Source organism: Arthrobacter sp. zg-Y916, assembly GCF_020907385.1.
Taxonomy (GTDB): domain Bacteria; phylum Actinomycetota; class Actinomycetes; order Actinomycetales; family Micrococcaceae; genus Arthrobacter_B; species Arthrobacter_B caoxuetaonis.
In genome coordinates this window covers 245,119-263,436 of sequence record NZ_JAJJOD010000011.1, presented here as the reverse complement: position 1 = coordinate 263,436, position 18,318 = coordinate 245,119, and the positions used below count along the sequence as shown (strand labels likewise).

Sequence of the window (18,318 nt, the reverse complement as noted above, 5' to 3'; positions counted from 1 at the left end):
GCCGGGCAGCGGAAACAGCAGCCGGGATCAGACACGGTCGCGGATAAACTCGGCCATCCGCTCGGGGATGCGGGCGGCATCGCTGGACCGCTGGTCCGCGTTGTTGGCCCGGATCTCCAGCACAGGGATCCCCTCAGCCTCCAGGGCTTCGGTAATGAAGCCGCTGCCGGGAGTGTCGTCCGCCACCAGGTGCACCACCCCGTCCACGCGATGGCTCAGCGCTTCTTTCACGTACCACTGGGCGGACCACGGCGGCACATAGAGCTGGTCCGTAATCCCCACAAAGCGGGCAGCCAGCGCCCGGACCGGGTCCTCGCCGTAGCGCAGGTAGCCGTCGGCGGCGATCGCCAGGTACATGGACCAGACGAAGACGGCGCCGAACTCCTCCTGGAAACGGGTGTACAGGCCCAGATCGGACCACAGGCCGCGGCCAACCCACATAAGCCGCCGCTTCTCGCCCGGGCACACGGCCACGCCGTCGGCCACCCGTTGCGCGGTTTCCTCATACAGGGACCTCGCGGCGTCAACCGCCCAGAGCGTGCCGCGCTGCCACTGCGGTGCCATGACGGCAGGCATCGTGTCATTCACCAGCACGGGGGCGAAGGGCGCGGAGGCAATGAGGTCCCGGGTCCTGCGGTTCCATTCGGCCTGTTGGTTGCCCAGGTCCATGATCTCCGCCAGCCGGTCCCGGTCCAGCGTCCGGCCGGTGCGCTCCTCCAGCCAGCTGATCAGCTCTTCGATTTCGCCCTGCAGCAGGTCCAGCCGGTCCGAGCCGAAGGCCTTCTCCCAGTCACGCGGCACCAGCTCCCACCACCGGTCAGGCAAGGGGTCGGCGCCTGTGCGGGAGAGGAGGAACGTTTCCGTGCCGGGGAGCCTGCCCCACTGCTCGAAGATCTTGGCGGTGACGTCTCCGCTGCGCTCGGCCACGGCGAACCGCGGCGCCGGCAAACCGCCCCAGGGGCGGTCCTCGGCGTCGAGCAGCTGCTCACCCAGCGGCATCGCGTCGTACTGCTGGCTGAAGTCAGGCAGCCCGCGGGCGGCCAGCCGCTCCATGGAAGCGGGGCCGGCCCGCTTGGCCGCAATGATGGAGGACCACCACTGGGTCACCACGTAGGGGATGTCCAGGGCCCGGAAGACTTCGTGCGGGGCATCGGCGTTCAACAGGGCGATGGGTTCGCCTGCCGCGGCCCGCTGGCGCACCGACTGGAACCATTCCTTCTGGTAGCGGGTAGCTGCCACGGCTGAACGAAGTCGATGGTCGGTCATGATGCAATCTCCCCGGACAACTGGACGCTGGCAATGAGTTCGGCGGTTGCAGCTGCGGCTCCCTCGGCTGGAACCCGGACGACGCCGGCCAGCCAGGTTCCGCTGGCAGCCAGCGCCTCGCGCTGGCTGGGCAGGTCCCAGACGGGGCCGTCGTCGAGGTCCCGAACCAGGGCCACCACCCCGGCGGCGCCGGTCCGGCGGACTTCGGCGAGCAGGTGATCGGTCCGTTCGGAGGCCAGGGATCGGGAAGCCGACGGCGGACGCAGCGCGTGCAGTTCAGCCAAGGCACTGAAGGCCTCGCCGGGCGACGCGGCGTCTACCGTCTGCCCAATCCAGGCGGCGTCACCGGCGTCGTGGTCTTCTCCCGCCACAACAATGCCGGACTGCTCGAGCGCTTCATAGACGGTGGTGTCCGGGTGCGAACTGCCGGTCATGAAAACCGCCACCATGGTTCCCGGTGCGGGTGCTGCGGCAGCCTGCTCTTCGAGGACCGCATCGATGGCAGCTAGAGCCCGCTCCGGCGCCATTTGGGCCGCAGCCGCGTAACACCGGAGCGCGGCGCTTCCGGAGAGGGCGCCCTTTACGCGCAGGTCCCGCACGTGCCCGAGAGCCTCGGCCAGGGCTTTCTCCCGGGCGGCGGCGTCGGACAGGGAACTGGCATCAACAGCCTGCCCGGTGCATCCGGAAACGAATCCAGCCAGCCGCTCATACTGCTGGGCAACGAAGAGGTTCACATGCTGGCCGCCGCCGCGCGGCGTATCCAGCAACTGGACCGGGTACGGGATGCGCCCGCGCTCTGCCAGCAGCCGCAGGACGTAGTACACCCGGAGGTTCGCCGCGGAGTCGTTGCAGACCACCAGCCCGGCCAGATCGTCATGGAGTCCTGACAGGACACCGTCCAGCACCCGGGCGGCCACGACGTCGGCTGCCCCAAGTAATTCAGCCGCTTCCCGCGAGACGTCCCCGTTCCAGGCACCGAACAGGCGAACCGGCGTGGCACCCGCGGCCAGGAGAATTTGTCGGGGCACATCCGCCCCGATCACCCCGATCCGGGGCGCCGGATCAGCGGGTGCCGTTCCAGACTGTGTCGTCACAACACACCCGCGGAGCGCAGGTTCTCGATCCGGTCGGAGTCATAGCCCAGGGACTTCAGGACCACGTCCGTGTGCTCGCCCAGGTACGGTGCCGGAGCGTCCAGCGTGGTCCGGCTGCCGGAAAGGACCATGGGCAGGCCCGACCCGAGGAGTCCGTCGAAGTGGCCGAACTTGGGATGGACCAGCGGGACAACCTCACCCCGGGAGAGCACCAGCGGGTCGCGGACGGCTTCGGCCGTGGTCCGGACCGGTGCCGCAGGAGCGCCGTTGGAAGTGAGTGCTTCCAGCACCTCGGACAGGGGTTTCTCGGCGGCCCACCCGGCGATAATCCCGTGGAGGCGGTCTGCGTTGGCCACCCGGGCATCACGGGAGCCGAAATCCTCGGAGTCCAGCAGATCCGCCCTCTCGATTGCGTTGAGGACGCCCGCAGCAAACTGGTCCGTGGGTGCGCAGATCGCGAAGTACCCGTCGGCCGCGCGGAACGTGCCGAACGGTGCCAGGCGGGGAACGTAGGCGCCGGTGCGCAGCGGGAAGCCCACGGATTCAAGGGCGTCAAAGGGTTCGCAGGCCACCATCGAGGTCAGTGCTCCGAGCATCGACACGTCCACGTGCTGTCCCTGGCCGGTGTGCTCGGCCTGCAGCAAAGCGCTCAGGGTGCCGATGACCGCGAAGAGCGGAGCGGACAGGTCGCCGATCGGCAGGCCAAAGCGCACCGGCGGCTGCCCGGGTTCACCGGCAGTCATCATGACGCCGCTAAGCGCCTGGACGATTGTGTCCATCGCCTTCCGGTCCCCGTTCTCCGTGCCGGCGCCGAAACCGCTGATGGAGGTATAGACGAGTTTCTCGTTGAGGTGGCGCACGCTCGCATAGTCGATCCCGAGGCGCTTGGTCACACCGGAGCTGTAGTTCTCCACCACGATGTCCGCCTCGGCGATGAGGTCGAACAATACCTGCTTGCTCTCCGGGTGCTTCAGGTTCAGCGTCACCGACTCCTTGCCCCGGCCGCGGAGCATCATCGAGACAGACATGTCGTCTACCGACGTCCGGCGGACGTTGAGGCCCTGGGCGGTGACGTAGGGGGAGTTGTTGCGCGAGGAGTCCCCGCCGCGGGTGGGGTTCTCCACCTTGATGACGCGGGCGCCCAGCCCGGCAAGCAGCAGGGTGGCGTAGGGCCCGGCCAGCGCCGTCGTCAGGTCAATAACCGTCTTGCCTGCCAGCGGTTTAGTCTCAGTGCTCATCAGGGTGTCTCCTTCAAGTGAACGGTCAGCCGGTCTCCTGCCCAGTTCAGGACAGTGTCCAGACCGGCTTCCCGGGTAATGCTCTTTATGTAGTCGCCCACCTGTTCCCCGCCGTCGGCGCGGGTCAGCGGAACCGGCCGGGCGTCGTCGTCGATCCAGCAGGGAATGACCTCGGCGCCTACGCGCCCGTCGGGTCCCAAGGTGATGACGGCGATCAGGGTGTTCCGGCTCTCGGGGTGGAACGGGTAATCAGGCATGGCGGGATCCGGCTGGAAGCCGAACAGCCGGGTCCTTTCGCGGGCCCAGGCCCGCCGCTCGGGCGAATCGCCCGGTGCTCCGCCCAGCGCCCGCGTTACGGTGGCGAAGTTGCCGAGCCCGTGGAAGATCGGGCGGCCGCGGTAGGCCTCCACACCCTTGAGGATGTGGGCGTGGTGGGCCAGCACCGCCACAGCTCCGGCGTCGATTGCTGCGTGGGCGATTTCGTACTGGTACTGCGCTATCTCCACCGGCTGGTGGACAAGCCCCTGGTGCAGGGCGACGACGACGGCGGCACCCTGGCGCGCATGGCTTGCCACCTGTTCGGTGAAAGCGGCCAGGGACCTCGGTTCGGCGAAAGTGTAGGTACGCGGCGGGCCTCCGGGGTTCGCACCCCGGGGCTCATAGTGCGTGACGACCTCTACCCAGGCGCAGCCCGCCTTCGAGCTGCCGGCCCAGGATTCCCTGGGTCCCACGCAGTTGACGCTGAGCACGATGACCTGCCGGCCGGCGTGCTCAACAACCGACGGTTCCCATGCTTCCTCGAGGTTGCGTCCGGCGCCGGTGGTGGACATGCCCCGGTCGCGGCAGTGCCGCCGGGTGTCCTCGATTCCGGCTTCGCCGAAGTCGTACACGTGGTTCCCGGCCAGGGTGAGGACGTCGAATCCGGCGGCGGCCACAGCGTCGAGGGCCGACGGCGGTGCCGGCAGTGCGGGCACGTCCGCGGACGCCGTGGTGGTGGAGTTGGTGTGCGGGACCTCGAGGTGGCCGATGACAATATCTGCTTCGGCCAGCACTGGGGCAACGGCGCTGAAGAGGGATGTGGCGTCTTTCCGTTCCAGGACCAGATCCCCGGTGGCCATCAGGGTAGTAGCTGTCACTGCTGCTCGTCGTTCCGGCGCATCGAGCGGGCGAGGAAGGAACGCAGCCGGTCAGTCTGCGGGTTGCGGAAGAATGCCTCAGCCGGCTGGTCTTCGATGACCCGGCCTTCGGCCATGAACACGCAGCGGTCCGCGACTTCGCGGGCGAACTCCATCTCATGGGTGACCACCACCATGGTCCGCCCCGAGGCGGCCAGGGATTTCATGGTCTGCAGTACTTCGTCGATCAGTTCCGGGTCCAGGGCGCTGGTCGGTTCGTCGAAGAGCAGGACGCGCGGTTCGACGGCGACCGCACGGGCGATGGCAACGCGCTGCTGCTGGCCGCCGGAAAGCTGCCGGGGGTACGCGGTGGCCTTGTCCGAAAGGCCCACTTTCTCCAGCAGGTCCAGTGCCTGCGCCTTGGCTTTGGCCGGGGCAACGCCGTGGACGGCGATGGGGGCCTCGGTGACGTTGCGCAGCACGGTCCAGTGCGGAAACAGGTTGAACTGCTGGAACACCATGCTCATGCGGCGGCGCTGGGCCCGGACGCCGGCATCGGTCAGCGGGCGCAGGACCTTTCCCTGTTCAAAGCCGAGCAGCTCTCCGTCCAGGTACATGGCTCCGCCGTCGATGGTTTCCAGCTGGTCCAGGCAGCGAACGAGGGTTGATTTGCCCGAGCCCGAGGGGCCAAGAACGGCGACTACCTCGCCCTCGTTGACGGTGAGGTCGATGCCGTCCAAGGCTGTGTGGTCGCCAAAGCGCTTGCGCAGGCCTACTACCTCGAGGACGGGACGGGTCGCCGTCGCTGGTGCCGTGCCCGCGGTACCTGCCCCGTTCGAGGACTGTGCGGTGTTCATCATTGGTTCTCCTGGGTCCGGATCGCGGCAGTAGTACCGGCGCCGTCGGCGACGGGCTTGGAACTGGCGGTTGCCTTGGGCGCGTGGCGGGTGGCACCGCGGCCGTAATACTCCTCGACGCGGCGCTGGAAGAAGGTCAGGATCGTGACGGCCACGAGGTACCAGATCACGGCCACGACCAGCATGGGAACCACGTCATAGGTGCGGTTGTAGATGACCTGGACGGCGTGCAGCAGGTCACCCATGGCGATCACGCTTACCAGGGACGTGCCCTTCAAGGTGGCGATGATCTGGGAGCCGGTCGGCGGAATGATCACGCGCATGGCCTGCGGCATCACAATCCGGGTAAAGGAGTGCCAGCGGCTGAAGCCCATGGCGGACGCGGCGTCGTGCTGTCCCTGGTCCACGGACAGGATGCCCGCGCGGATGATCTCCGCCATGTAGGCGGCCTCGTGCAGCGAGAGGCCGATGATGGCGGCTGTCAGCGGCGTGATGAGGTCGTTGGTGGACCAGCTGAAGAACTCAGGGCCGAACGGCACCCCCACTGCGATGCGGGGGACCAGGTAGGCGAGGTTGAACCAGAAGATCAGCTGGACCAGCGGAGGGACACCCCGGAAGAAGCCCACAAAGGCCATGCATGCCACGCGGACGGGCCAGTAGTCGCTCAGCTGTCCTGCGGCCAGCAGGGTGCCCAGCAGTGTGCCGATCACCATGGTGACCACCATCAGCAGGACGCTGGTCACCAAACCGAGCAGCACGCTGGGAGCGAAAAGGTACTCAGCCACCACAGGCCATTCGAAGCGCTTATTGGTGATGAGGAAGTACAGGATGCCGCCGGCGACCAACAGGAGCAGGGCAGTGCCCAGAATGCGCAGCGGCCTGATCCGTGGACGGGCCTGCGCCACGTCCACGGCGTTGGAGCGCACGGCCGGTCCGGAGGACATGGGGGTGTCCGTTATGCTCATTTGCCGGACTCACCCGCGGTCATTGGGTTCAGCGTGGGGCTCTCCACCGTGACGTCGTCAAGCTTCCACTCGGACATGATCCGGTCATATTCGCCGTTCTCGAAGATGCCCTCGAAGGCGGCAAGCATGGCCGGTGCGAGTTCGTTGTCCTTCGGCATAAACAGTGCGAGCTGGTCCACGCCGGCTCCCTGCTCGTCGGTCTGCACCAGGAACTCGAAAGTGCCCTCGTCCTTTGACTGCACGTCGAGCGCGGCGGTCTGCGTGGTGCCCGCGTAGTCCGCGCGGTCGGACTGGACAGCGAGAATGGTGGAGTTGGTGTCCTTGAGGCCTACGAACTCGGGGGCATCAAGTCCCTTTTCAGCGCACCATTCGGCATAACGCTCCAGCTGGCTCTCGGTCACTGATCCGGTGACCCCGGCTACGCGGGCGCCGCAGAGATCCTCGGGAGCATCGAGATCGTCCTTCCGTTCCGCAAGGTAGAGGTATGAGGTGCGGGTGGTCATCCAGACGACGGCGTCGAAGTCAGCCTCCCGCTCGAGCGTGGTGCGGGTCGGGCCGTTGAAGGCGTCGTAGCGGCCGGAGAGCATTCCCGTGAGCATGGCATCCAGGCCGGACGCTGTCTGGACGGCAAACGGGACGCCCAGCTGCTCGGAGAGAGCGGCCTGGATGTCCGGGTCAATACCGGTGATGTCGCCATTCTGCTGGAGCGTCCGGTACGGCGGGTGAGTGTCTCCGGCGATGTTGATGACGCCTGCGGACTTGATGGCTTCCGGCAGCTGGTCATAGACCGGCGCTTCGGTGTTGACCTCGCCCGCAGCAACACTGCTGCCTTGGCTGGCTGTAGGTTCGCTGTCGCTGTCGCCGCCTGCCGCCGAACAGGACGCCAGGGCGAGCAGGGCAGCGCCGGCAACGGCGACGGTGCTGAAACGGTTGAGCTTCATGGTGATCTCCTGAGTGTGAGCTGCATCACGGATCAAATATTCGATGAGAATATCATGCGGCTTGATATTAATCACGAAGTAATTTGCTCAATGACGACGGAGCTCTCACGGCAGTGCGGCGGGAGTTTGTCCACGAGTTGGAGCGCCCCGAGGAGCGCGGGTTGGCAACTGCCGCGTGTCCGTCGTCGGAGGCTGAGGCACCTTCCGTCACGACGCCGTTGCCGGACGAACTGCCGTATCCGCTCGATGACGGTCGGGATCGGTCTTCTCCTATCCGGCACCCCTCGGGACGGTTAGCGTGGAAAGCATGACCCACATTCGGATCACTGAACACCCAGAGCAGGCGACGGCGGCCATCCGCGCGCAGGTGGCGATGGCCGAACTGGCCGACTTCTTCTCGCACGCGTTCTCAGACACCATGGCTGTTCTGCAGAAACAGGGTGTGCAACCTGTGGGTCCGCCGTTCGGCAAGTACTACGGGCAGCCCGGGGTCCAGGTCGACGTCGAAGCTGGATTCCCCGTTGCTGGCGCCATCGAACCTGCCGGCAACGTCGTGCCAGGAGAACTGCCCGCCGGCAGGGTTGTCGAGGCGACTCACATCGGGCCGTTCGATACCCTGGCAAGCACCTACGCGGATGTTGAGAGCTTCTTCGTGGAGCACAAGCTCAAGCCCAGTGCGGTGATGTGGGAGAACTACCTCGCTGATCCGGAAACCGAGCAGAGCCCGGAGAATGCGCGCACCCAAATCTGCTGGCCGGTCGATTGATTCCGGGAGCCTGGGGCAGGGTGCGGGCTAGGCGCCCCTACCCCGGCGCTGCGGCCGGAGGAGGACGACGGCCGTTCCCAGGGCAGCAGTAAGGATTCCCAGCACTGCGGCGAGCCAGAGCTGACCTGGGCCGGGCGAGTCGAAAAGTGCCGGAATATTCAGGATGAGAGCTGCTGCTGCCAGCGACATTGCGAGCAACAAGCTGATGAATACCCGGTTCGATTTGTTATGCATCAATGATCCTTTTGTTGTGGCCTAATAGTGCATGCCGGGTGTCACATCCTAGCGGATCATTTATTTCGTTGCCGGTTTTCCCCGGACTTCGGTCCTAAGGACGATAAGAACTGATCGGCGGCACCACTGCCGGCGTCCAGTACCTCCGCCGCGAGCAAAAACCGATCAGAGACCTCCCTGTGAGCATCCTCAAACAAGCGTGCCAATCGACTAATTGCAGCAATTCCCCTAGGTGGGTCCACAACGATACTGAAAGCCGGATTCTGGCTCTCAGAGAATCGTTTCCCAATGTCCTTGTAGGTGCGCACGCAAGCCTCTACAGCGTCATAGTATTTCTGCTCATATTGGATCCGCATACCGACGACAGGCACCGGCATCGTGGCCATGGTTAGGCTCAAATTACCGCCGGCGTTCTTCTCGTTGACTTCCACGGTGACATGGAGCGTGTAGTTCCCATCAGTAGGGTCGGTCGTGATTGCAAGTCGGGCGCCGTTCAAATTGACGGACAGACTGGCCTGCCGGATTGACGACGTGGTCCCGGTTCCGGTCGGATATCTGCTGAGTGCAGTCACCTGTGCATCCGGCTTTCCAGGCTGTATGGGCACACCATTGATGACGTAGGAGAATTCCGGATCCTTATACCCGATGGCGTCAGCTTCGAGCGTCACGGTGTTGGTGCGCATTTCCGTGTACCACTCGGTCTCGACAGGGGTGCAGCCCGGTGGGACGGGAACACGGTCAAAGCCGCGTTCTCCCTCTTCGCGCTCCCACATGTAGTTGCTAACGCGAATGCTGGCTTCCCTGCCAACTAGCCCTGCTCCCCCAATAGTCACGTCCACCCATGATCCGTCGTCGGCCACTGCCTCCACTACAACGGCAAGGTTTTCATGCGGATCACGCCACCAACGCTGCGAGGAGATTAGCGGCACCGGTATGACGGTCCTGTAAACCGACCGGCTCATCCCGGAGGGTAGATCGACGTCGATGGTGTGAATCGTCACTCCCTCAGGCACGGAACTATCCCACCACCCCGCACTGCGTCGGCGATACTCCAGCGTGTACGTCGTCTTGCCGAGGTTCGGGTAGTCAACTGCCACCAGGCAGGGCTTCCGCCCAGTATCCAACGCATGCAGCCGGAGGGTCTCCGGTTGGGGCTGAACCGAAGCGCCTCGCCGGTAGACATAGGCACTGGTATCAAACCCGGGAACCTGGCAGTACATCGTCGCGCCGGAAGCCCGAGTTCCCATTCTCGCTAGGTACGTGCCGGGAACCGGGAAAGCTGGGTCGGCAGCCGCAGACCAGAGAGAGAGGCGACCGGACATAATGTCGGAAGGATCACCGTATACCCGTGCCAGACCATTGTCAGGCGTATAGAAGGCGGTCTCCGAGAAACTGTGGTGAAGCCCCAATGCATGACCGACTTCATGCGCGTAGAAGTCGTGGTCCGTGTCCTCGGTGAGTAGACAGCCACAGCGCCCAATGCCGTCTCCGACGTCAATCGTGTAAAAGGATGCGCCTCCAGTATCGAGAGTCGGACTCACGGAGTTCGGAATAGCGAAAACTACGATGCCGAAGTACGGCGTCAAGTCATGCCCAGCGTCTCTCGCCGCCTGCACTGCCTTGGGGATGATGTCATGCCGGTCCACCCACGCGGTGGGCAAGTCCATATCAATGGTGATCCACGGGAAAACCCGGCTGCCGGATAGGTCGAGGAAGTTGAATGTGGTGCTCTCCCAATAGTCGGCGAGCCCCAGAGGATGGCGCGGTAGAAAGCACTGGTCGTATACGAAGTCTGTCCAACTCGGTTGCGTATTGACCCGGTCCTTGAACTTCACTCGCAGAACGGCAAGTGGTCGTGATGTGGTCATGCTGAACCCCTGAGCTTCAGAGCGGTTTCAACTAGCAGTCCACCTCGTGGGTGTTTTTATAGGCGAAAGACGTACCTACATGGGTGCAGATCCAGGAGCGATGAATCCTCCATGACCAGCGCAGCCATGCCGTCATCGTAGGGATGGGGTAGCGGGACTACAAGGGTTGTCAGCGATGGCCCTATGGCGGGCGTCCTCGCCCCGGTCCAGGACGCGTGGGGTACGCTCGAGGATCGCTTCCTCACGGACGCCGAGGGGGCTTGCGGACGATGGTCAGCAGGGCCGAGACCATGGCGAGCGGGCGGGCGTGGGCGTCAGCGGGAACCTGGTCTCGGGCGTGGCCCGCCTGTACATCATTCCGGCGCTGATATGGCAGGGAGTGGTGCTGGCCGCTGTTCTTTGGCTGGTAGTCGCTCTAGCCCCTTATGAACCCTAAGGAGGTCCCGCCCTTCCGTAGCGCATGAACCACCCCACACCGGCAAGTGAGCCTGCGGTGCGAGGTCTAGAACAGCGGCCAGGGCACCGCAGGCATCCCGCCGCGCGGGCCCGGGAACACCGCCGTCGACCGCAGCCGGGCGCAGCGCGCGGCAAGCGCCTCGATCTCCTCAGCGGTCAGCAGTTCAGCCAGCTTCGCGCCCAGCTCACCGTCCAAGGCAGCGAGAACCCGGTCAACACCCTCAAGCTCCTCGGCGCTCAAAGGTTCACCGATCCAGCCCCACAGCACGGTCCGCAGCTTGTGCTCGGCGTGGAGAGTGACCCCGTGGTCCACGCCGTACCGGTGCCCATCGGCCATGGGAAGGACGTGGTCGCCTTTGCGGTCGGCATTGTTGACGACGACGTCGAACACCGCCATCCGCCGCAGCGCAGGGGTGTCTTCGTGAATGAGGGCGACAATCCGCCCGGCCTGGTCCTCGCCCTCGAGCGCGAGTTTCCACCCGGACTCCGGCACGTCCTCCACAGACACGAGATCCACCGCAGCTTGCTCCGGGTCGGTCTCCTGCCAGAGCTGGACCATACCAACGCCCAGCGGACCGTCCCGCAGCCAGGTGCGCGGCACAATGTTCCAGCCCAGGGCCTCGGACACCAGATACGCAGCAACTTCGCGGTGCGCCAGGCAGCCGTCGGGAAAGTCCCACAGGGGTTTCTCGCCCGCAAGGGGTTTGTAGACGACCGCCGAGTCGCCGATGCTGCCCAGGAAAGTGGCGTTCGACGCCGTCGTAATCCGCCCGGTGAGTGTCAGCTCATCGGTGAGCAGGTCCGGGCCCGGCATCAGGCGTCAGGCAGAGCGCAGGTGTGGCCGTCGTCGTCGATCGGCTCACCGCAGATCACGCAGATCGGACGCCCGGCGCCCACCACTTCCCGAGTGCGCTTCGCGAAGGCGCGCGCGGTTCCCACCGGCATCCGCACCCGCAGCACCTCGGCGGCATCGGCGGCGTCGGCGTCGTCTTCGTCCTCGAGGAGCCCGTCGTCGTCCTCATCCACTTCCTCGAGGGGGTAGGCCTCGATGACGACCTGCGCCGTCGTCGGATCCCAGCCCAGGCTCATCACGCCGGCCCGGAACTGTTCCTCCACAGTCTCCAGATCGTCATTGTCGACGAGCTCGAGGGGAGTGTTCGGGGGAATGTGGAAGGGGTTGCCGTCGATGGTCATCAGCTGGTCGAGGATCTCATCGATCTTCTCGGCGAGCTGGTCCGCCTGCAGCTTCTCCATTGAAATGCTGATGAGCTGCTTGCCCGCCCGCGCCTGCAGGTAGAACGTGCGCTGACCGGGGACGCCGACAGTGCCGACGACTACGCGGTCCGGCCAGTCGAAATCGTGAACGGTGGTAGGCATAGGACTACTTTAGGCTCCTTGGGCGTGTGGCGCTGCGTGTCCTGCGCCACCGCCGACCGGCGCATCGTCCTGTTCGTGGACGGCAGCCAGCCAGGAGAGGTCTCCGGCGTCGGTATTGGTGGCGTGGACGGTTGGACGCCCCGGGCCGTAGCGCACGATCGACACGGACGCGGGCCCGACGTCGATGCGCTGGAACAGATCCAGGTGCATGCCGAGCGCGTCGGCCAGGACCGACTTGATGATGTCACCGTGGCTGACGGCCACCCACACGGCACCTGGACCGTGCTCGGCTTCGAACGCGGCGTCGTGCTGCCGGACCGCTGCAACGGAGCGGGCCTGCATCGCGGCCATGGACTCACCGCCGGGGAACACGACGGCGGAGGGCTGCATTTGCACCACCTTCCACAGCTCTTCCTTCGCCAGGTCCGCGAGGGTGCGGCCCTGCCACTGGCCGTAGTCGCATTCGGTGAGGTCGGCGTCGACCGGTGCGTGCGGGGTGCCCGGCTGGCGGTCGAGGATGAACTGCGCGGTCTGGCGGCAGCGCTCGAGCGGACTGGACACCACACCGACCAGGGGCACGACGGCGAGCCGTTTCCCGGTTGCGTCCGCCTGGTTCCGGCCGACTTCATCGAGGCTGACGCCGGGGGTCCGGCCGGCCAGCAGGCCGGAGGCATTCGCTGTGGTGCGGCCGTGCCGCACGAGGATTACTGTTGCCATGTCCCCAGCGTAGTTCCCTGCCTGATCCCAGCGGGAACGCTAATGACGCGGACTCTTGTCCCATCCAGTTGCACTCTGGCACTGCCCGATCCCCGCCCCTACACTGATGCCTCCGCTGAGAGCCGAACAGAGTCCGTTAACCGAGTCCGCTACCTGAGGAGCACCATGGCCACCATCGCCGAAACCATTGTCCGCAACCTCGCAGCCAATGGGATCCAGCGGATCTGGGGTGTTCCGGGTGACTCCTTGAACGCGGTGACCGAGGCGATCCGCCGGGAGAAGGGCATCGAGTGGATGCTTGCCCGGCATGAGGAGGAGGCTGCGCTCGCTGCCGCCGGAGAAGCCGCAGTGACGGGTGATCTCGCGGTGTGCGCGGGCAGCTGCGGGCCCGGCAACATGCACCTCATCAACGGACTCTACGACGCGCACCGCAGCCGGGTTCCCGTGCTCGCGATCGCCTCGCACATCCCCACCGACGAAATCGGCAGCCAGTACTTCCAGGAGACCCGGCCCACCGAGCTGTTCCGGGACTGCACCGTTTTTTGTGAGATGGTGCTGAGCCCTGAGCAGATGCCCCGGCTGCTGGAGATCGCCATGCGGACCGCCATCGAAAAGCGGGGAGTCGCCGTCCTCGTGATCGCGGGCGACGCTGCCCTCCAGGACGCCGTGGACGAGCGCGTCTTCACGGTGCGCCGCACCGACCCGGTGATCGTGCCGTCCCCGGCAGAGCTGCAGGAAGCAGCCGCCACACTGAACTCCTGCGGGAACGTGACGATCCTCGCCGGAGGGGGCGTGGAGGGCGCACGCGAGGAGGTGCTCGCGCTCGCGGACGCCCTGGGGGCGCCTATCGTGCACGCCCTCCGCGGCAAGGAATTCATTGAGTGGGACAACCCGTTCGACGTCGGCATGACCGGCCTTCTGGGCTTCGCGTCCGGTTACCGGGCCATGGAGGACTGCGACGCGCTGCTGATGCTCGGTACCGATTTCCCGTACCAGCAGTTCTACCCGGAGAAGGCGAAGATCCTGCAGATCGACATCCGGGGCGAGCAGCTCGGCCGGCGGGTGCCGCTCACCCAGGGCATGGTCGGCGGCGTGCGCGAAACGGCGGCAGCGCTGCTGCCGCTGCTTGAACGCAAGCAGCAGCGCACCCACCTGGAGAAGTCGCTGGACCACTACCGGCGCACCCGGGCCCAGCTCGATGACCTGGAGAAGCAGGGACCGGGCACCATCCATCCGCAGCACCTGACGCACCTGATCGACCAACTCGCTGACGACGACGCGGTCTTCCTGCCCGACGTCGGCACTCCGGTCATCTGGGCGTCCCGTCACCTGCATATTGGACGGCGACGGCGGCTGATCGGCTCCTTCTGGCACGGCACCATGGCGGCGGCGACACCGCTTGGCCTCGGCGTCCAGGCGGTGGACCGGAACCGGCAGGTGGTGGTCCTGGCCGGGGACGGCGGCCTCGCGATGATGCTCGGTGAGCTGCTGACTGCGGTGCAGCATAAGCTGCCGATCAAGATCGTGGTGTTCGACAACGCGGCACTCAGCTTCGTCGAGGTGGAGATGAAGGCAGCGGGCATCGTCAATTTCGGCACCGGGCTCGAGAACCCCGACTTCGGCGCCGTCGCGCAGGCTGTGGGGATGCACGGCGAGAGCGTGGCCCGACCCGAGGACCTTGAGGGCGCCCTGCGCCGGGCGTTTGCGTATGGCGGTCCCGCGCTCGTTTCAGTGGCGGTGGAGCGGCAGGAACTGTCCATGCCGCCGAAAATCGAGGTAAAGCAGGCTACGGGCTTTGCGATCTACGCGCTGCGCACGGTACTCGCGGGAAACGGCCGCGAACTCATTGACCTCGCCAAAGCGAACGCCCGCCAGCTGCTCTGAGCTCTCTTCACGGTGCCGCCTTAACCTCAAGTTGAATGTTGCATGCAACCTTTGTAGTGTTGCCGGAGTCACCAGCAGGTGTCGAATGGATCACACCTGAGGAGGCGGTCAGTGCGTCAGCCAGTCCAGCCGCCGCGCGGCGTCGACTTCGGCGAACTCCGGCCGGCTCTGGGTCTCCTGGGCGATCAGGATCTGGGCCGTATGGGTGATGTGGCGGGCCATCGCGCGGCCGACCCCGTCGACGTCGCCCTGGATGAAGGCGTCATAAATGTCCCGGTGGTCCTCGAAGCACTCGAGGGCGGTCCGCGAGGTGGGCACCGTTCCCACACCGCCCATCAGCACCAGGTTGCGCTGCTCCTGCAGGATCTCGACAGCTTTGATGTTGCGGCTGCCCAGCAGGAGCGTTCGGTGGAAATCCCGGTCGGCGCGAAGAGTGGCCTCGGCGTCGTTGGTTGCCGCAGCCTCGTGGAACTGCCCAAAGGTGTCCTTCACGGCGGCGAGCGTCGCATGGTCCTGCAGCTCGGTGGCCCTGCGGGCCAGCGGAACCTCCAGCATCAGCCGCACTTCGAAGCCCTGGATGAGTCCCTCAATGCTGGTGGACACCACCCGCATGCCGCGGTTCTTCTCGATCTCGACCAGCCCCAGGCGGGAGAGCTCGAGCAGGGCTTCGCGGACAGGGGTGCGCGAGACACCAATCTGCTCGCCCAGCTGCCCGGCGGTGTAGAGCTCCCCGGGCTTGAGGTGCCCCGAAACGATCGCTTTCCGCAACTGTTCGAACGCTTGATCGGTCAGGTTGCTGGTCCGGCGAACGTTTTCCACGACATCAGTATGTCATTCCGTTTCACTCCCCCAACGAGGTAGGTACCAGTGCCCAACAATCAGTCATTCGCCGTGGTGGGCGCAGGAATTATCGGCGCCGCCGTCGCCCGTGAACTTACGCTGCGGTTCCCGGGCTCGGCCGTGACCGTGTTCGAGAAGGAAGCCGAGCCAGCCGCACACCAGACCGGCCACAACTCGGGGGTCGTCCACGCAGGGCTCTACTACGAGCCGGGCGGCTTGAAGGCACGCCTGTGCCGGCGGGGCGTCACCCTGCTGCAGGAGTTCTGCACCAAGCATGAGCTGCCCTATGAGGAGTGCGGAAAGATCGTCGTCGCCCTCGATGAGGTGGAGGAGCGGAGGCTGCAGGACATCTATGCGCGGGCAACGGCCAACGGCGTGCCGGGAGTGCGGCTGCTGGACCAGGCAGGCATCCGGGAGATCGAACCCAACGCTGTGGGCCGGGCGGCCCTGCACTCCCCGCACACCGCCATCGTCGACTACGCCAAGGTGACCCGGGCCCTCGTGGACGAAGTGACCGCTGCCGGCGGAACCGTACGGATGGGCACCGAGGTACTCCGGGTCACCAACACCGCCTCGGGAGCCACGGTGCACACCCGCGCCGGCGAGCAGGCATTCGACCTGGTGGTGGTGTGCTCCGGGCTGCAGTCCGACCGCTTGGCGAAGGCCTCGGACGCGGCCGACGAGCCCAGCATCGTGCCCTTCTTCGGACAGTACTTCGTGCTCGAGGCCGCCTACCGCCAGCATGTGAAGGGGCTGATCTATCCGGTTCCGGATCCGAAGTACCCCTTCCTGGGCGTCCATCTCACCAAGCGCATCGATGGGGAAATGATGGTCGGCCCCAACGCCTTCCTGTCTTTCTCGCGGGAGATCTACCGGGGCCTGGGCATCAACCCCAAGGACAGCCTCGAGGTAGCCGCGAACCCCGGCTTCTGGAAGTTTGCCGCCCGCAACCTGCCCACGGCCGTGCGGGAGATCCAGTCGGTGGTTTCCAAGGGACGGTTCCTGCGCGAGGCCCAGAAGTATGTGCCGTCCCTGGCCGACGCCGATGCCACCCGTGCAACGCGCGGGATCCGGGCGCAGGCCATGACCCGGGACGGTGCACTCGTGGACGACTTCGTCATCCAGCATCAGGGCCGCGTCACCCATATCCGCAACGCGCCTTCTCCTGGGGCGACCTCGTCCCTGGCCATCGCCGAACACATCGTCGACGCCGCCATCCAGGAGCACTCGCTGACCAGCGCCCCGCCCGCCGGCTAATTCCGCTCAACGCCGGATCCATCCAATCCCCCGGCAGGCCAAGTCCTGCCGTCCTAGAAACAGGTATTTTTTGTGACTGCTCAATTGCAAGCCGAAACTCCACTGGAGGAAAAGAGCCGCCTGCGGCGCGTGGCCACCGCGACGATCGTGGGCACCACCGTGGAATGGTACGACTTCTACCTTTACGCCACGATGGCTTCGATCGTCTTCGGGCAGGTCTTCTTCCCCGCCGGCAACAGCCAGACTGCCACCCTGCAGGCCTTTGCCACCTTCGCGATCGGATTCATTGCCCGTCCTATCGGCGGCATCATCTTCGGCCAAATGGGTGACCGGCTCGGCCGGAAGAAAACCCTGGTGGTCACCTTCTCCCTGATGGGCGCCACGACTGCGGCCATCGGTTTCCTGCCCACCTATCAGCAGATCGGCTACTGGGCGCCGGCGATGCTGGTGGTCCTGCGCATCCTGCAGGGCATGGGCGCCGGAGCTGAATACGCCGGTGCTGCTGTGGTCTCCTACGAGCACGCCCGTCCCGGCAAGCGCGGCTCGCAGGGTGCCTGGCCTGCCCTGGGCCTGAACCTCGGTCTGGTCCTGTCCTCTTTGACGATCTTCCTGCTCAGCCTCAACGGCGACGAGTTCCTGATCAACGGCGGCTGGCGCATCCCCTTCATCGCCAGCATTGTCCTGGTGATGATCGGCCTGTGGGTCCGCCGGACCATGCCGGAGTCCCCCGAGTACGAGAAAGCTGCCGCCGAGCGGCCCAAGCAGACGTTGCGCACGGTCTTCCGCGATCACTGGCGCGGCCTGCTGGTGGTCCTGATCGTCGCCATCGGGTACAACGCCATCAGCTACATTTTCAAGACGTTCTCCGTGGCCTACCTTCGTGAATTCCAGGGCATCAGCGCCAACGTCAACTCCCTGGCCATCCTCATCGCAGGCATTGTTGCCGTGATCACCGTGCCCATCTTCGGGCGGCTCTGCGACAAGCTCAGCAGCAAGACCGTCATCATTGGCGGCGGCGTGCTGGCAGCCGTGTTTGCTTTCCCCTTCCTGGCCCTGCTGCAGACAGGCGAGTCCTGGGCCGTGTATGTGGCCATCGGCATTGGCACCGGCATCCTGGCGCCGATGATGTTCTCCGCGCAGGGAGCCTTCCTGAGCCGGCAGTTTGCCACGGAAGCCCGCAGCACCGGGGTGGGCACCAGCCGGGAGATCGGCACCGCCATTGCGGGCGGCCTGGCTCCGCTCGGGGCGCTGTCCATGGTGGTGGCCTCACCCACGAACTCGACCACCGGCGTCGGCGTTGTCCTGGTGGTGGCCGGACTCTTGGTCTTCGCCGGAGCCGCCTTCGACCAGGGCCGCCGCTTCAGCAGCTCCCGCAACTAGGGCGGAACCCCCGGGCCGTGGCCGCACCGGCTGAACGGTGTCGACCGCGGCCCGGGGGAGCAA

General features: G+C 65.7%; 18 protein-coding genes. 5 read left to right on the top strand and 13 right to left on the bottom strand.

Annotation, left to right across the window (positions count from 1 at the left end):
• Nucleotides 1-27: 27 nt before the first annotated feature.
• The 7 genes from LOC59_RS16415 to LOC59_RS16385 form a co-directional block, all read right to left on the bottom strand.
• Complete coding sequence (locus LOC59_RS16415; protein ID WP_229973176.1) at nucleotides 28-1,266, bottom strand: 2-hydroxyacyl-CoA dehydratase family protein; 1,239 nt, start codon at nucleotides 1,264-1,266, stop codon at nucleotides 28-30.
• Nucleotides 1,263-2,294, bottom strand: coding sequence for a 2-hydroxyacyl-CoA dehydratase family protein (locus LOC59_RS16410; RefSeq protein WP_229973168.1), 1,032 nt, complete (start codon nucleotides 2,292-2,294; stop codon nucleotides 1,263-1,265). Before LOC59_RS16410 ends, LOC59_RS16415 begins: the two co-directional genes overlap by 4 nt.
• A gap of 62 nt (nucleotides 2,295-2,356) precedes the next feature.
• The gene (locus tag LOC59_RS16405; RefSeq protein WP_229973166.1) at nucleotides 2,357-3,598 is read right to left on the bottom strand and encodes a CaiB/BaiF CoA transferase family protein; all 1,242 of its coding nucleotides are present in this window, start codon (nucleotides 3,596-3,598) and stop codon (nucleotides 2,357-2,359) included.
• Nucleotides 3,598-4,734, bottom strand: coding sequence for a CapA family protein (locus LOC59_RS16400; protein ID WP_229973164.1), 1,137 nt, complete (start codon nucleotides 4,732-4,734; stop codon nucleotides 3,598-3,600). Before LOC59_RS16400 ends, LOC59_RS16405 begins: the two co-directional genes overlap by 1 nt.
• The gene (locus LOC59_RS16395; RefSeq protein WP_331460485.1) at nucleotides 4,731-5,573 is read right to left on the bottom strand and encodes an amino acid ABC transporter ATP-binding protein; all 843 of its coding nucleotides are present in this window, start codon (nucleotides 5,571-5,573) and stop codon (nucleotides 4,731-4,733) included. Before LOC59_RS16395 ends, LOC59_RS16400 begins: the two co-directional genes overlap by 4 nt.
• Entirely contained in the window at nucleotides 5,570-6,535 is a 966-nt protein-coding gene (locus LOC59_RS16390; RefSeq protein WP_229973162.1) for an amino acid ABC transporter permease, read from the bottom strand. Before LOC59_RS16390 ends, LOC59_RS16395 begins: the two co-directional genes overlap by 4 nt.
• On the bottom strand, nucleotides 6,532-7,476 hold the full coding sequence (locus tag LOC59_RS16385) for a transporter substrate-binding domain-containing protein (protein ID WP_229973161.1): 945 nt from the start codon (nucleotides 7,474-7,476) through the stop codon (nucleotides 6,532-6,534). Before LOC59_RS16385 ends, LOC59_RS16390 begins: the two co-directional genes overlap by 4 nt.
• Before the next feature lie 307 nt (nucleotides 7,477-7,783).
• Between LOC59_RS16385 and LOC59_RS16380 the strand changes: the two genes are divergently transcribed.
• Nucleotides 7,784-8,242 (top strand): GyrI-like domain-containing protein, encoded by a 459-nt coding sequence (locus tag LOC59_RS16380; RefSeq protein ID WP_229973159.1) that lies wholly within the window; start codon nucleotides 7,784-7,786, stop codon nucleotides 8,240-8,242.
• Nucleotides 8,243-8,269: 27 nt separating this feature from the next.
• On the opposite strand, the gene LOC59_RS16375 is transcribed toward LOC59_RS16380, so the two are convergent.
• Nucleotides 8,270-8,476, bottom strand: a complete 207-nt coding sequence (locus tag LOC59_RS16375) for a hypothetical protein (protein ID WP_227896322.1) — start codon at nucleotides 8,474-8,476, stop codon at nucleotides 8,270-8,272.
• 56 nt (nucleotides 8,477-8,532) lie between these two features.
• Nucleotides 8,533-10,344: a hypothetical protein gene (locus tag LOC59_RS16370; RefSeq protein ID WP_229973157.1), complete on the bottom strand. Its 1,812-nt coding sequence runs from the start codon at nucleotides 10,342-10,344 to the stop codon at nucleotides 8,533-8,535.
• A 307-nt stretch (nucleotides 10,345-10,651) separates the two neighbouring features.
• On the opposite strand from LOC59_RS16370, the gene LOC59_RS16710 reads away from it, so the two are divergent.
• A complete protein-coding gene (locus LOC59_RS16710; RefSeq protein ID WP_269440090.1) occupies nucleotides 10,652-10,780 on the top strand; it encodes a hypothetical protein in 129 nt (42 codons plus the stop codon).
• A 66-nt stretch (nucleotides 10,781-10,846) separates the two neighbouring features.
• Here the strand turns inward: LOC59_RS16710 and LOC59_RS16365 are convergent, their stop codons facing one another.
• Genes LOC59_RS16365 through LOC59_RS16355 form a run of 3 tightly spaced genes read right to left on the bottom strand, consistent with a single transcriptional unit; the run spans nucleotide 10,847 to nucleotide 12,894 of the window.
• Nucleotides 10,847-11,614, bottom strand: coding sequence for an SCO1664 family protein (locus tag LOC59_RS16365; RefSeq protein WP_229973155.1), 768 nt, complete (start codon nucleotides 11,612-11,614; stop codon nucleotides 10,847-10,849).
• Nucleotides 11,614-12,177: a DUF3090 family protein gene (locus tag LOC59_RS16360; protein WP_227916936.1), complete on the bottom strand. Its 564-nt coding sequence runs from the start codon at nucleotides 12,175-12,177 to the stop codon at nucleotides 11,614-11,616. Before LOC59_RS16360 ends, LOC59_RS16365 begins: the two co-directional genes overlap by 1 nt.
• 9 nt (nucleotides 12,178-12,186) lie before the next feature.
• Entirely contained in the window at nucleotides 12,187-12,894 is a 708-nt protein-coding gene (locus tag LOC59_RS16355; RefSeq protein WP_229973153.1) for a histidine phosphatase family protein, read from the bottom strand.
• A gap of 165 nt (nucleotides 12,895-13,059) precedes the next feature.
• Between LOC59_RS16355 and poxB the strand changes: the two genes are divergently transcribed.
• Complete coding sequence (gene poxB / locus LOC59_RS16350; protein ID WP_229973151.1) at nucleotides 13,060-14,778, top strand: ubiquinone-dependent pyruvate dehydrogenase; 1,719 nt, start codon at nucleotides 13,060-13,062, stop codon at nucleotides 14,776-14,778.
• A gap of 108 nt (nucleotides 14,779-14,886) precedes the next feature.
• Here poxB and LOC59_RS16345 read toward each other — a convergent pair whose 3' ends face one another.
• Nucleotides 14,887-15,597 (bottom strand): GntR family transcriptional regulator, encoded by a 711-nt coding sequence (locus LOC59_RS16345; RefSeq protein ID WP_229973142.1) that lies wholly within the window; start codon nucleotides 15,595-15,597, stop codon nucleotides 14,887-14,889.
• Nucleotides 15,598-15,645: 48 nt separating this feature from the next.
• On the opposite strand from LOC59_RS16345, the gene lhgO reads away from it, so the two are divergent.
• The gene (gene lhgO, locus LOC59_RS16340) at nucleotides 15,646-16,875 is read left to right on the top strand and encodes an L-2-hydroxyglutarate oxidase (RefSeq protein WP_229973140.1); all 1,230 of its coding nucleotides are present in this window, start codon (nucleotides 15,646-15,648) and stop codon (nucleotides 16,873-16,875) included.
• A 72-nt stretch (nucleotides 16,876-16,947) separates the two neighbouring features.
• Entirely contained in the window at nucleotides 16,948-18,255 is a 1,308-nt protein-coding gene (locus LOC59_RS16335; RefSeq protein WP_227916932.1) for an MFS transporter, read from the top strand.
• The last annotated feature ends 63 nt before the right edge of the window (nucleotides 18,256-18,318 follow it).

Bases quoted from the DNA above. Each gene is read 5' to 3' on its own strand.
- LOC59_RS16365 (WP_229973155.1), bottom strand. From the start codon at position 11,614: ATGCCGGGCCCGGACCTGCTCACCGATGAGCTGACACTCACCGGGCGG.
- poxB (WP_229973151.1), top strand. From the start codon at position 13,060: ATGGCCACCATCGCCGAAACCATTGTCCGCAACCTCGCAGCCAATGGG.
- LOC59_RS16395 (WP_331460485.1), bottom strand. From the start codon at position 5,573: ATGATGAACACCGCACAGTCCTCGAACGGGGCAGGTACCGCGGGCACG.
- LOC59_RS16385 (WP_229973161.1), bottom strand. From the start codon at position 7,476: ATGAAGCTCAACCGTTTCAGCACCGTCGCCGTTGCCGGCGCTGCCCTG.
- LOC59_RS16405 (WP_229973166.1), bottom strand. From the start codon at position 3,598: ATGAGCACTGAGACTAAACCGCTGGCAGGCAAGACGGTTATTGACCTG.
- LOC59_RS16415 (WP_229973176.1), bottom strand. From the start codon at position 1,266: ATGACCGACCATCGACTTCGTTCAGCCGTGGCAGCTACCCGCTACCAG.
- LOC59_RS16380 (WP_229973159.1), top strand. From the start codon at position 7,784: ATGACCCACATTCGGATCACTGAACACCCAGAGCAGGCGACGGCGGCC.
- LOC59_RS16360 (WP_227916936.1), bottom strand. From the start codon at position 12,177: ATGCCTACCACCGTTCACGATTTCGACTGGCCGGACCGCGTAGTCGTC.
- LOC59_RS16375 (WP_227896322.1), bottom strand. From the start codon at position 8,476: ATGCATAACAAATCGAACCGGGTATTCATCAGCTTGTTGCTCGCAATG.
- LOC59_RS16390 (WP_229973162.1), bottom strand. From the start codon at position 6,535: ATGAGCATAACGGACACCCCCATGTCCTCCGGACCGGCCGTGCGCTCC.
- LOC59_RS16370 (WP_229973157.1), bottom strand. From the start codon at position 10,344: ATGACCACATCACGACCACTTGCCGTTCTGCGAGTGAAGTTCAAGGAC.
- LOC59_RS16355 (WP_229973153.1), bottom strand. From the start codon at position 12,894: ATGGCAACAGTAATCCTCGTGCGGCACGGCCGCACCACAGCGAATGCC.